General features: G+C 59.3%; 9 protein-coding genes. 3 read left to right on the forward strand and 6 right to left on the reverse strand.

The genetic code is table 11. The annotated features are described in order from the left end of the window. Positions 1-17: 17 nt before the first annotated feature. Positions 18-827, reverse strand: a complete 810-nt coding sequence (locus EJD88_RS13220) for an AraC family transcriptional regulator (RefSeq protein ID WP_099582876.1) — start codon at positions 825-827, stop codon at positions 18-20. A 256-nt stretch (positions 828-1,083) separates the two neighbouring features. On the opposite strand from EJD88_RS13220, the gene EJD88_RS13225 reads away from it, so the two are divergent. Continuing rightward, entirely contained in the window at positions 1,084-1,356 is a 273-nt protein-coding gene (locus EJD88_RS13225) for a DUF1652 domain-containing protein (RefSeq protein WP_034135599.1), read from the forward strand. An 11-nt stretch (positions 1,357-1,367) separates the two neighbouring features. Here the strand turns inward: EJD88_RS13225 and EJD88_RS13230 are convergent, their stop codons facing one another. Beyond that, a complete protein-coding gene (locus EJD88_RS13230) occupies positions 1,368-3,815 on the reverse strand; it encodes a UvrD-helicase domain-containing protein (protein WP_158878165.1) in 2,448 nt (815 codons plus the stop codon). A gap of 219 nt (positions 3,816-4,034) precedes the next feature. Here EJD88_RS13230 and EJD88_RS13235 point away from each other — a divergent pair, with 219 nt between their 5' ends. Beyond that, entirely contained in the window at positions 4,035-4,730 is a 696-nt protein-coding gene (locus tag EJD88_RS13235) for a pirin family protein (RefSeq protein WP_112195208.1), read from the forward strand. A gap of 157 nt (positions 4,731-4,887) precedes the next feature. On the opposite strand, the gene pgm is transcribed toward EJD88_RS13235, so the two are convergent. The 4 genes from pgm to EJD88_RS13255 form a co-directional block, all read right to left on the reverse strand. Further along, positions 4,888-6,531 carry a phosphoglucomutase (alpha-D-glucose-1,6-bisphosphate-dependent) gene (pgm, locus tag EJD88_RS13240; RefSeq protein ID WP_112195207.1) on the reverse strand — a complete coding sequence of 548 codons (1,644 nt, stop codon included), beginning with the start codon at positions 6,529-6,531 and terminating at the stop codon, positions 4,888-4,890. Positions 6,532-6,627: 96 nt separating this feature from the next. Then, entirely contained in the window at positions 6,628-8,034 is a 1,407-nt protein-coding gene (locus EJD88_RS13245) for a PLP-dependent aminotransferase family protein (RefSeq protein WP_158878166.1), read from the reverse strand. Then, on the reverse strand, positions 8,031-9,449 hold the full coding sequence (locus EJD88_RS13250) for a hypothetical protein (RefSeq protein WP_256673632.1): 1,419 nt from the start codon (positions 9,447-9,449) through the stop codon (positions 8,031-8,033). The genes EJD88_RS13245 and EJD88_RS13250 overlap by 4 nt, the downstream gene beginning before the upstream one ends. 694 nt (positions 9,450-10,143) lie before the next feature. Then, positions 10,144-11,166: a zinc-dependent alcohol dehydrogenase family protein gene (locus EJD88_RS13255; protein ID WP_158878167.1), complete on the reverse strand. Its 1,023-nt coding sequence runs from the start codon at positions 11,164-11,166 to the stop codon at positions 10,144-10,146. Between the two features lie 247 nt (positions 11,167-11,413). On the opposite strand from EJD88_RS13255, the gene EJD88_RS13260 reads away from it, so the two are divergent. Continuing rightward, complete coding sequence (locus EJD88_RS13260; RefSeq protein ID WP_158878168.1) at positions 11,414-12,328, forward strand: LysR substrate-binding domain-containing protein; 915 nt, start codon at positions 11,414-11,416, stop codon at positions 12,326-12,328. Positions 12,329-12,501 lie beyond the last annotated feature (173 nt).

Raw genomic sequence — 12,501 nt, forward strand, 5'->3', positions numbered from 1 at the left:
GATCCTAGAGCCGGCGGTTATTCGCTGTCTTGCGCGCGTGCACGCAGGGAAATTTGTTTGACGTAGGCCTTGGGCGATTGGCCGGTGTGCTGGCGGAAGGCGCTGTAGAACGCCGACAGCGAATTGAAACCGGCGGCAAAGGCCAGGTCGTCGACCTTGATCGGCGGCTGCGCCTTGTCCAGCGCGGCGAGCAAATGCTGCAGCCGCGCCTGGTTGACGTAGCGGTAGAAGCTTTGCCCGAGTACTTGATTGAGCAGGTAAGAAATCTGATTACGGCTGTATCCGCACTCCTTGGCGACCCGCTGCAGGTCCAGGTCCGGGTCCAGATACGCTTGCTTGCGTTCGAAATACTGCTGCAAGTCATTGGCCATATGCCCCAGTTGCTGGGGGGACAGGCCCAGGCGGCTGACGCTGGGGCGCTGGGCCTGGGACGGTTGTTCGTGCACCAATGAGGCGTATTCATTGACGCGCCAGATCAGCCCGTCGCGCACGGTGATGGCCTCGCTGGTACGGAATGACACCAGCCCCTGGCCGCCACGCAGGGTGATGCGGTACTGGATAAAGGCGGTATCACCGTCGGCGCGGATGCGGTCGGTGTGTTCAATCGCTTCGTCAGCCTGGCGGGGCATGCTGGCTTGCAGGTAGTCGCGCAGCTCGGCGTAACCGACTACGCGGTTCTGAAAAAAGTCGTGGTATTGGATATCCGGGTGGTAGTAGGACATCACCCCGTCCAAGTCACGATGGCGCCAGCACAGGTGATGACGTAACACCAAGTCACCCGTGGCTTGGGTGTGCAGGCAATCATCGTCAGGGGCGATGTCAGGCATGTTCGGCTCTGCGGCGGGGTAGACCGTGGAGATTGCCGAAATTCGCTGGTGCGTTCAATGGCCAGGCGCACTTTTGACTAATGGCTATTTGCCCAGGTTTCAGTAGGACCTGACCCACGTCAACCTTTAGGAAAACAACCGCCGAACGGGGCGAAAAAAGTCACCTCCGGTTGAGAACGAATGCTATTTTTGAAACCAACCCTGCCAAGACCAGTGACGGTCATGGCCCCCTGCCGCGAGCTAAAGGAAGCGCTCAATGAACAAGGTGGGCAACATGAATAAAGTGACGTTCCCCAACGCCTGCCAGCTGATGCGCTGGCATTTTCATCCGATGGGCTTCGAGGGCAGCATGGACGCGCCCGGCAGCATGATCGTGCGCCTCTTCGACCGTGCCAGCGGCGAAACGCTGATTGCCATCGCCGGCATTCCCTGTGCCACGGTAATGAATGCCGCCGACGTGGAGCGGATTATCGAGGCGGTGGAAGATGAGTTGGAGTCGTTTGTGCCGCCTTTATCCCTTCGGGCGTGATCGATCAGCCTTTAGCTGCGCTGATCGTCAAAAAACGCCTTCTTCCCGTCTACACGCTCCGAGGCCTTAGGCATATTCACTGCCTGGCCTTCGGGCTTTTCCACATACCAGTAGCAATGGCTGACGGCCCGGGTGATGCCCACGTACGCCAGGCGCAGCACTTCGTCCTTTTGCGCCGAGTCATAGGGTTCGCTGTCGCCAGACTTACCCAGGCCAGCCATGCGATAGACCTGGTTCTTATAGGGCGAACTGGTCAGGTGCTGGCAATCTCCCAGCAGAAACACGGCGTCCGCCTGCAAGCCTTTAGCACTGTGATAGGTCAGCTGTTTCAACCTGCGTGACTGAGCCGGCAAGCTAGAATCCACATTAACTACTGACTGAATATGCTCTTTAATCAGTAGCTTATCGCTACTTTTTCGATACAGCATTAATACTGAATCGCCCTTTTGATAGTGCTCCAGCAACTGGCGACCCAGCGCCGCATCGTCACGCACCAGTACCTTGACTGGCTCCAACGCCTTGGGCGTGCCACTGGCCTTGGCTTTCTTGCCAGGGATGGCCGGCGCGGCGCGTACGATGTGCTCGGCAGCGTCGATGATGTGTTGGTGGCTGCGGTAATTCTCGCCCAGCATCACGCGGGTAGTGCTGGGTGACGGGAATTCCTGATCGAACTCCATGAAATACTTGGGCGAACTGCCCCGCCAGCCGTAAATCGATTGCCAATCATCGCCCACGCACAACAACGAAGAATACTGGGCACCGCGCCCCACATGCATGGCCGGGCCACGGCTGCGGATTTCCCGCAGGCTGGCGCGGATCCACGAGACGATCTGCGGCGACACATCCTGGAACTCGTCGATCATCAGGTGCGACAACGGCCGTAGCAGTGGGTCGCTGAGCAACTTGAGGTTTTCCGGGGTGTTTTCGCCGAACAGCGAGAACATGCGGTTGTAGGTCATGATCGGCGGCGACTGATCGAGTAGATGATCTTCCAGGGCTTTCCAGAAAATGCTCAAGGCCTCGAAGAAGAAACGGTCAGGATCGTCCTTGGCGAAGGTCATCTTGCCCACGGCCGTCGGCACGTCCAACCCAAGGTTTTCGATAAAGCCGGCGGCCATGACAAAACTGTCCAGCAACGGCGCGGACGCCAGTTCGCCTTTGACCTTGTAATCAAACCCAGGGCCCGCGCAGGCATCCCCCGCCAAACTGCTTAAAAGGCGCCTGGACGATTCGTAACTATCAATCCAAATCAATGGCTTACGACAGAAAGCTTGAAACAGGGTGCGCTTAACCGCCCATTCCGCACGCACTGACAGCTTGGCATTGGGCCGGCTGAGCTGGGCGTTTTCCCGGGAATCGAATCCCAGCACCACCCACGCGTCCAGCTCGGGGATGTAACCATGGCAATGGAACTGCGCGCCGTTGATCTCGATAGTCTGGCGATTGGATTCAATGCCCTTGATCGGCCACGCACCAGCGCGAAACCACAGGTCTTCGATCACGTCGCAGAGCTCTTCATCGCGTTTGGCTGCCAGTTCGGTCACTGCCATGCGCTTTTGCACATCCGGGTGATCACGTTCCAGCTCCTTGAGCTGCAGGCCATGCCGGGCCAATGGCGCGATCAGCTCTCGAAAGCGCGGGTGCTGGCCGTGTAGCCGGTGGTAGCAGGCATTCATCTGCTGACGCTGGGCGTCGTTGATGCGCAGGTCGAACGGGTTACTGTCAGCATCCTCGACACCCGCGTTCAGGTTCTCGAACGCTTGCAGACGCTCAAACCCCGGCAGGCTGCGGACCATCGGGAGGATGCGCGAGTGAAAAGTGCGCACCACCGCCTGAGCCTCTTTCAGGTCAAGGGGTTGCCCCCACAGTCCAAGAATCTCCATGAGCTTGTTGATGAAGTCTTTGCGCGATTCGCGGGTGAAGGTCACCACGGTCATCGAGCTCAATTCAAAGCCCAGGTAATGGGTGAGCAGCAGGATGCGCAGGACCAGCGAGGTGGACTTGCCTGCACCGGCGCCGGCGATCACGGAGGTGGATGGCGTGTCGCTGAAAATCATCTTCCATTGCGCCACACTGGGCTGGGCATGGGCCGGCAGCAAGCGGGCGACGTCGGCCTTGATGCGTTTCTTCACGTGCGCCGTCAGGGGCAGGCGCCAATCATCGAACAGACTGTCATCAATACCGGGCGCACGGTGCTCATCGGGGCGAAAGTCGCGGATCAGCAGGACTTGGCGGCCCTCCTCGATGCCATCGGCCTTGCCTTCGCGATAACCATATTCCACACCCGCTTCGTGACCACTGCGAAAACCGTCAGCCTGCCCGTGCAACCAGGAAAACCGGTGCTGTGCGCGCAATCGGGTCAGCCCATGGCCGAACAGGCGCGCGGCCAGGCGCTTGAGCAAGGGCATTTGCGCCAACGGGCGCAGTTCGGGAGGCAGATCAGGCTTGTGTTGCGGCACGCGGACTCCTGCGGTGAGCTAGGTGGTGACAAGGGCGCCATGGTCGCCGGAATCGGCGCTCAGTTCCAGCCAATTGCTTTGTTGTCATGCAGTTAGGCGATGAAATGAAAGTTAAAACGCCACTAACCAATCGGTTCCACTGATAGGAATCAGGCATTTTTTACGCTTTTTATCGATCATGCCCTGCTGGATCATAGGCGCCATCAACAGGAGACGATCATGCTGGAACTTCGACCTTTCAACTCCCTGGGCGGCGCCCACCATGGCTGGCTTGACGCCCATCACCATTTTTCGTTCGCCGAGTACCACGACCCCAAGCGTATGCACTGGGGCAATCTTCGCGTGTGGAACGACGACATCATCGCGCCAGGCACGGGCTTTCCACAGCATCCGCACCGTGACATGGAAATCATCACCTATGTGCGCGAAGGTGCCATCAGCCATGCCGACAACCTGGGCAACAAGGGCCGGACTGAAGCCGGTGACGTGCAGGTCATGAGTGCAGGCACCGGGATCGCCCACAGCGAATACAACCTGGAAGCGACGCCGACCCGGATTTTCCAGATCTGGATTATCCCGAATGAAGCCGGTTTGCCGCCGTCCTGGGGCGCCAAGCCGTTCCCGAAAGGTGAGCGTGAGGGGTTTGTGACCCTGGCCAGCGGCAAAAGCGGAGACAGCGAAAGCCTGCGCATCCGCGCTGATGCCCGCCTGGTGGCAGCCAACCTGAAAGCCGGGGAAACGGCAGAGTACCGCCTGGACACTGGACGCCGTGCCTATCTGGTGCCGGCCAAGGGTGTGATTGAAGTCAATGGCTTGCGAGCGCAAGCGCGAGACGGTGTTGCGGTTGAGGACGAGCAGGTGCTGCGGGTAACGGCGGTTGAAGACAGCGAGATCGTGTTGGTTGACCTCGCCTGATGTCGGAGTAGCCCACGTAGATGGGCAATCGCAAGTTTCGGGTCGTAGCTGTCGAGCCTTGGCGAGGCTGCGTGGCGGACGTATTGACACCCCGCGATCTGCGGGGCGCCCAACGCAGCCTCGCTTGCGCTCGGCAGCTGCTACGGGGGTTGCGGGGTTACTGCGAAATGGCGCCGTCCACCAGGACCTGGGCCTCTTCAACCAGTTGCTTGAGGTGATCTTCGCCAATAAAGCTCTCGGCGTAGATCTTGTAGATGTCTTCGGTGCCCGATGGCCGTGCGGCGAACCAGCCGTTTTCGGTCATCACCTTCAGGCCGCCAATGGCCTGATTGTTACCCGGCGCATGGCTGAGGATCTGCTGGATGCTTTCCCCTGCCAGTTGGGTAGAGGTCACCTGCTCCGGCGACAGTTTGCCCAACAACGCCTTCTGCGCCGGGGTGGCTTTGGCATCCACACGAATAGCGAACGGCTCACCCAGCGCATCAGTCAGGCCACGGTAGATCTGGCTCGGGTCCTGGCCTTTGCGCGAGGTCATTTCTGCGGCGAGCAGCGCCGGGATCAGACCGTCTTTGTCGGTGCTCCATACGGTACCGTCTTTGCGCAGGAATGACGCACCCGCGCTTTCTTCACCGCCGAAACCCAGCGAACCCTCGAACAAACCATCGGCAAACCACTTGAAGCCTACTGGCACTTCGTACAGGCGGCGGCCAATGCGCGCCGCCACGCGATCAATCAACCCGCTGCTGACCACGGTCTTGCCCACGGCCGCATCGGTGCGCCAGTCGGGACGGTTCTGGAACAGGTAGTCGATGGACACCGCCAGGTAGTTGTTCGGCGCCAACAGGCCACCAGACGGGGTAACGATACCGTGACGGTCGTGGTCCGGATCGCAGGCGAAGGCCACGTCGAAACGCTCCTTGAGCCCGATCAAGCCCTGCATGGCGTAGCTGGAAGACGGGTCCATGCGGATCTGTCCATCCCAGTCGACGCTCATGAAGCGGAAGGTGGCATCGACTTCAGTGTTCACCACGTCCAGATTCAACCGGTAGTGCTCGGCAATCGCCGACCAGTAGCGCACCCCTGCTCCACCCAATGGGTCAACGCCCAGGCGCAGATCAGCGCTGCGGATGGCGTCCATGTCGATCACGTTGATCAGGTCGGCCACGTAGCTGTTGAGGTAGTCGTGGCGATGGGTGGTGTCGGCCTTGAGTGCCTGGGCGTGGGTGATGCGTTTGACCCCGGCCAGTTTATTGGCGAGCAACTCATTGGCTTTGGCTTCGATCCACTTGGTCACGTGGGTATCGGCCGGGCCGCCGTTGGGTGGGTTGTACTTGTAGCCGCCACTTTGCGGCGGGTTGTGGGACGGCGTGATGACAATACCGTCAGCCAGGCCGCTGGTACGGCCGCGGTTGTAGCAGATGATGGCGTGGGAGATCGCCGGGGTCGGCGTGTATTCGTCGCCTTCAGCCAGCATCACGTGAACGCCGTTGGCCGCCAACACTTCCAGGGCGCTGGCGCCGGCTGGGGTCGACAGGGCGTGGGTGTCCAGGCCGACAAACAGTGGGCCGTTGATGCCCTGGGCTTCACGGTACAGGCAGATGGCCTGGCTGATGGCGAGGACGTGCCATTCGTTGAAGCTCAGCTCGAAGGAGCTGCCACGGTGGCCGGAAGTACCAAAGGCCACGCGCTGGGTGGAGATCGCTGCATCAGGCTGGCCGGTGTAATAGGCCGTCACCAGTCGCGGGATATCCACCAGCAATTGGGCTGGCGCCGGTTTGCCCGCAAAAGGACTGATTGTCATGCATGAACCTCGGAAAGAAGGATATGGAAAAATCGCAGTTTACTAAGTGTTGGACTACGGTGCGACGGTATAGATCCTACAACCGTCAGAGAAACTTCACGCAGTCTGCGCCTGCCGCAGCGCTTCACTCAACGCTGCCAGGGCAACATCCAGGCTGGCTTGCCCACGAAAAGCATGGCTCAAGCGCAAGTTCTGATGATGCAACCCGCTGACACTGAACAGCTCGCCGGGTGCAATGACCACTTGCTGCGCCAGCAAACGCTGGAACACCTGGCGCATGTCCACTGCACGGGTGGACTGCAGCCAGCAGGCGGCGCCTGCGTTCGGCATGCGGCAGGTCACCTGGTCGCCCAAGTAATGCAGCAGGCGCTGACTCATCTGCGCTGCTTGCTCGCTCAGCTGTTGGCGCAGTGTGCAGAGATGCTGATCAATCCGTCCGTTTTGGTACAGGCGCGCAATCGCACGCTGGCGGATCGACGACAAGCGGAATGAGCGCAGCAGGAACTGGCGCTGCAATTCATTGCTCATGCGTCGGGACAGTAGATAACCGTAAGACGCTTCCGAGCCAAGTGTGTTCTCGAATGAAGAAAACACGATCAGTCGCTCAGGGTTCACTTCTTCACGCAGTGCCGGCTGCGGCGCGCCGAAACCCAGCTCACCAAACGTATCGTTTTCCAGCAACCAGCACCCGTACTGGCCCAGCAACCGCGCCGCGTCCAGGCGATCGTCGACCGACATCGCCACGCCAGAAGGCAGGCTGACCGTGGAGGAAAACAACACCAGATGCACCGCCTCTTCACGCAGCAGCCTTTCCAGTGCGGCGCGATCCAGGCCGCCCTCCGGCGTCCAGGGAAGTTCGATGATGTGCACCCCGGCGTCCTGCAACAGGCGCAGGATCAGCCAGTCGCAGGGCGATTCCACAATCACGGTGGTGCCGCGCAGGCCCAGCACTTCGATCAGAATGTCGAGCACGCCGCGCAGGTCGGCACCGATATACACGTCGTCAGCATGCCAGCAGTGCGTTGGCGACGAGGTATACCGGGCCGCCAACGCCGCCCGCAATTCCCACACACCGCAAGGCTGGGACCACGGCTGCAGATGCGATGGATGCTGGCGCACGAGCTCACGCTCCAGCCTCAGCAATGTTTCATCCAGGGAGCCAAGCAACGCCGGCTCGTCGCTACTGAGCACCACCATGCCGGGGCGCCGGGCTGCCGCGTAGAGGCGGTCGAGCAGGTCCCCGCCGCTCCACGCCAAAGGGTTTATCGACTTTGGCCAAGCGTAGTACCCCGACTTGGCCACTGAATAGACCCTGCCCTCCTTCTCCAGCAGCGCGTAGGCGTACTGGATCGTTGAAATCGACACGTTCAGGCGGACGGCCAACTGCCGCAATGACGGCAATTTTACCCGGGTGTCGGTACTGGCTTCGTTGATCAGGCTGATCATGTAGCGATAGACCGCCTGATACGCGAAGTCCGCCTGACGCTCCGTGCGCGGCGTCATCGCTCGGACAATTGCACAGTCTGGGCGGCGCCATGGGTCCTTGCGACTGGACGCCTGCGTTTAACACTGAGCCGCGGCCGCTTGCCGTACAGGTGCTGCAACAAGCACAGGGGCAATCCGCTGGTGTCCGTTACCCACTGTTGCAGCATCTCGGCGCAGGGTTTGCCCTGAAGGACTTTGTGCAACTCGGGCAGCGCCACCAGCATGCCCGGATGGCATTGGCGCAAATAGCCTTCCAGTCGCTCGCCGTGATGAAGAAACGGCGAGAACAACAGGCAGGTCAGTTGGGTTTCATCCAGGCCAAAGAACTGTTGTGAGTAAGTAGCCGACAGAATGCGGCCTTCACGGGTCCCGACCTCCGCGAGCACATCGTCGGGCATGCGCAGACGGCGCAGGTAAGAAGCGGCTTGCTGCACAAAGTCTTGCACCCCTTCTTCATACTCCAGCTCACGTAGGCTCTCGGCTTGCAGTCCGCGCAGATGAGCCATCAGCAGCGGATTGGAATAAGCCGGATGGCTAAAGTGAAAGCCCAGCGGGTCCGGCGTATAGGCCATGAACTCGGTCAACAAGGTTGTCGACATGAGGTCGACATCTTCCAGTAGATCGGCGATGCCGATGTAGGCCAAGTGACGATGCCCCGCCTTGCTCGGGTTATCGCTCGCCACATAATGCTCACCGAACAGATCCCGGTAATAGCCATCGCTCCACTCGTCCATGCACGCGAACAACGCGTTGAGCGAGGATGGATAGCCATTTGGCACGGCGAGGCCCGCGTTCTGGGCGGTTTTCTTGAGCCAGGCAAAAAACTGACGCTGTTTGCGCGGGGAGTCGCCACTGACCAGTGCATGGACGCCGCCATTGCAGGTGGTGACCCGCTGGTAGAAATCACCCATAGCCAGGTAAGTGTCGTTACACAGTGTGGCGCGGCAGTCGCCCGCGCTCAGGTGGCCCATCATCAACATATTGCGTTGGCTGGCCTCACGCCCGGCCGCCGAGGCGGGGCGGTGGTGATTGAAGGGCTGTACTTCCCGGTTTTCCACCACCAGCAACTCGACGCGCGGATCGTCATGCAGAAACAAGCGACCATAGCCGCGATTGATCGTCTCGAGGTGCCCCTCAGTCATGCCCGCGTGCCGCAACGTCGCGACTCTCAGTTCAAAGGTGCGCGGCGCCCGGCCGGCAATGGTCAATTGGGCCGCGCGCAGTAACGCCAGGGTATAGCTGCTGACTTCGCCCCCGCTGTGGGCGACCAGCACCTTGAAATTCCCCACCTGCTCCATGCCCCCTGCCGCCACAACGATCCGTTGGACCAGTAATTGAAGAGCCGTGCGGCTCGCGCGATTAAGATGCCCAATCAAACGCTGCAGAACTTGCTGATAAACATGATTCATAGCTTGTTCGTGAATAGTGCTCATAGTTCTACTACCCGAGTTGAAATATCAGTTTCGAGCAACTACTGACCGTATCTGCCCGACCTATTGTGCGTGTAGGAAAATCGCGCACCGCGTTGTGCGTCGATGGATAAACACTAGCACCGCGCAACAAAACGACATGGATCTCCTTGGGTGCTCACCTCAACACTGAGACCATGCAACCCAATGAATTTAAAGGGGTTATCTTGATAAAAGCGCACCCTTAGGACTCTTCCGACAAGCTCCTACGCATTTTTAACCAACCTTTTAAAGAAGTGTCCGACAAACCAGACTCAAGCAACTTTCTTTTTGTGCAAGCCGGCAGCTTGTATGAAAGTACCTGCCTTGCGGAGTTCGCGTGTTCGCCGCACTCATCGTTCAAATAACTACTTGATTCAATCATTGCTCAATCCTTGAGATGAAAGTGAAGGCGCAATTATCAGCGTTGTAATAATGATTAATAGATACAGAAGCTGGCCGAAAACCAGTGCAGATGAGCGACCGTTGGCACGTAAATGTCGCGCACACAAAGACGCCGCGCTGGGATTCAGGGCGGCGTCAGGGAGGAACAGCAGGATTTAGGGGCTAACGTGCCAGGTCGGTACCTTTCGGGGCGGGCGGGTTAAGCCCTGTCAAATGGCGCATTTGCCCCCTTCACTCAGACACGGGAGCATTCATTTACGAATACTCCTACAGCTCAAACAGCCGCAACCTGCAACGCAACACGCTCGCGGCATGGGCATTCGTCCATATAACGGTGGGCTTCCACGAACTGATTGAACGGGAATACCGTGGTTTTCAACGGCACCAGCACGCGGTCGGCGGTCAATTGGTTGATATCACGCAATGCACGCTGTAACGCCACATGGTCCTGGATGATGCCCAGTTCCGGTTTACCGGTGAAATTACCGATGCAGTGCACGAAGAACTGAATATTCTTCTGGAACGCCGCGCACGCTGGGAACGGCGTCTGGTTTCCGCCCTGCAAGCCATAAAGCACCAGGCTACCTCGGGGTGCCAGCACGTCGCCGAGCAAGGACATCTGCGGGCCGCCCAAACCATCGAAGACCACGTCGACGCCGCGGTTGTCGGTGAACTTGTTGATTTGCATCAGCAGGTCCTGCTCTTCGGTGGCGATCACCTTCTCTGCCCCAAGGGACAACAGGTAGTCACGCTCGGTGCTGTCCTTGGTCGCGGCAATCACCCGCACACCCAAGGCCTTGCCCAGCTGTACAAAGGACGGACCGGCGCAGTGACTGGCGTCGGTGACCAGCGCAAATTGTCCCGGTTTGACCCGGGCCAGATCCATATAGGCAAAGTAAGCAATCAACAGCGGCGTGTAGTGCACGCTGGCTTCGATAGGGCTCAAGACGTCCGGGTAGCGGGTCAGGGCCGAACGGGGCAAGACGATCTGCTCGCCATACACCGGATAATCATTGGGGCTCTCGGCCGGAAAACTGGCCACTTTATCGCCCACTGCCAAGTCATCTACGCCTTCGCCAAGGGCGACAACCACACCGGCCATCTCATGGCCCAGGCCTGATGGAAGACGGGCATGGGACGATGCCAGGTTCTGGCGCCACAAAATGTCATACCAACTGATGCCAATCGCCTCGACACGCACCTGCACTTCGCCCGGTGCGGGCTGCGCGGCTGCATGCTCTTCGCATTTGAGCACCTCGGCCGGACCAAACTTGTGAAAACGGATCGTGCGGGACATCGCAAACCTCGTCAAAGTAACCTCTAATGCCATGAACTTTATCTGGGCTTTGCGGGTAAGACCACAGGTCGCCATTAATAGTCGACATGCCTGTCATTGATTCCACGTATAAGGAATAGACCTCAACCATCGTAGGAAAAGTCAATTATCCTGTGCAGAGTACCAGCCTTTCCCCGTAAGATTAATGCTGGTCATCGTTTGTATGTGGCCGCTCTCGTCAAGTCAGCTGACTCTTCCAGGACACAAGATGAACCGTAACGACCTGCGTCGTGTCGACCTTAACCTCTTGATCGTATTCGAAACCTTGATGCACGAGCGCAGTGTGACCCGCGCCGCCGAGAAGCTATTCCTCGGCCAGCCGGCCATCAGTGCGGCATTGTCACGCCTGCGCGGGCTGTTTGACGACCCGCTGTTTGTGCGCACCGGCCGCAGCATGGAGCCCTCGGCCCGTGCGGTGGAAATCTTCGCCCTGCTCTCCCCGGCCCTGGACTCGATTTCCACCGCCGTCAGCCGCGCCGCCGAGTTCGACCCGGCAACCAGCACCGCCGTGTTCCGTATCGGCCTGTCCGACGATGTTGAATTTGCCCTGCTGCCCCAACTGCTCAAACGCCTGCGCGCCGAAGCCCCAGGCATCGTACTGGTGGTGCGTCGCGTGAATTACATCCTGATGCCAGGCCTGCTGGCTTCCGGCGAAATCTCCATCGGCGTCAGCTACACCGCCGACCTGCCGGCCAACGCCAAGCGCAAAGTATTGCGCCGCAGCCTGCCCAAACTGCTGCGTGCCGACAGCGTCCCCGGCGCCCTGAGCCTGGACGACTTCTGCGCCCGCCCCCATGCCCTGGTGTCATTTGCCGGGGACTTGAGCGGGTTTATCGATGAAGAGTTGGAAAAGCTCGATCGCAAACGCCACGTGGTCCTGGCCGTACCGCAGTTCAACGGCCTGGGTACCTTGCTGGCGGGCACCGATATCCTCGCCACCGTGCCGGATTATGCCGCCGAAGCGCTGACATCGGCCGGCGGCTTGCGCTCCGAAGATCCACCGTTGCCGGTGCGTTCATTTGAACTGCACATGGCGTGGCGCGGCTCGCAGGATAATGATCCGGGGGAGCGGTGGCTTAGGTCGCGGATTCAGATGTTTTTTGGCGATCCTGAGAGTCTTTAGGCGTTGTCGGGAAGGCTGTTAATCCTGATCATTTCTGCCTTTTGATAGACCATAGAGGTCCATTTACTTCCAGTGGATGGCTACATTGGGGGGCATATCTGAGGGCATGCTCTGGATGGTTTTAAAAGGATGCCCCCTCTAAGCCGAAGCTCCCTTCCCTCTTGGTCAGTTGG

Origin of the sequence: Pseudomonas sp. PB105, from assembly GCF_009764655.1 — a bacterium.
Lineage (GTDB): Bacteria > Pseudomonadota > Gammaproteobacteria > Pseudomonadales > Pseudomonadaceae > Aquipseudomonas > Aquipseudomonas cyclaminis.

Coding starts and splice junctions, on each gene's coding strand:
- EJD88_RS13225 (WP_034135599.1), top strand. CDS start 1,084: ATGAACAAGGTGGGCAACATGAATAAAGTGACGTTCCCCAACGCCTGC.
- EJD88_RS13250 (WP_256673632.1), bottom strand. CDS start 9,449: ATGAGCACTATTCACGAACAAGCTATGAATCATGTTTATCAGCAAGTT.
- EJD88_RS13235 (WP_112195208.1), top strand. CDS start 4,035: ATGCTGGAACTTCGACCTTTCAACTCCCTGGGCGGCGCCCACCATGGC.
- EJD88_RS13220 (WP_099582876.1), bottom strand. CDS start 827: ATGCCTGACATCGCCCCTGACGATGATTGCCTGCACACCCAAGCCACG.
- pgm (WP_112195207.1), bottom strand. CDS start 6,531: ATGACAATCAGTCCTTTTGCGGGCAAACCGGCGCCAGCCCAATTGCTG.
- EJD88_RS13255 (WP_158878167.1), bottom strand. CDS start 11,166: ATGTCCCGCACGATCCGTTTTCACAAGTTTGGTCCGGCCGAGGTGCTC.
- EJD88_RS13260 (WP_158878168.1), top strand. CDS start 11,414: ATGAACCGTAACGACCTGCGTCGTGTCGACCTTAACCTCTTGATCGTA.
- EJD88_RS13245 (WP_158878166.1), bottom strand. CDS start 8,034: ATGACGCCGCGCACGGAGCGTCAGGCGGACTTCGCGTATCAGGCGGTC.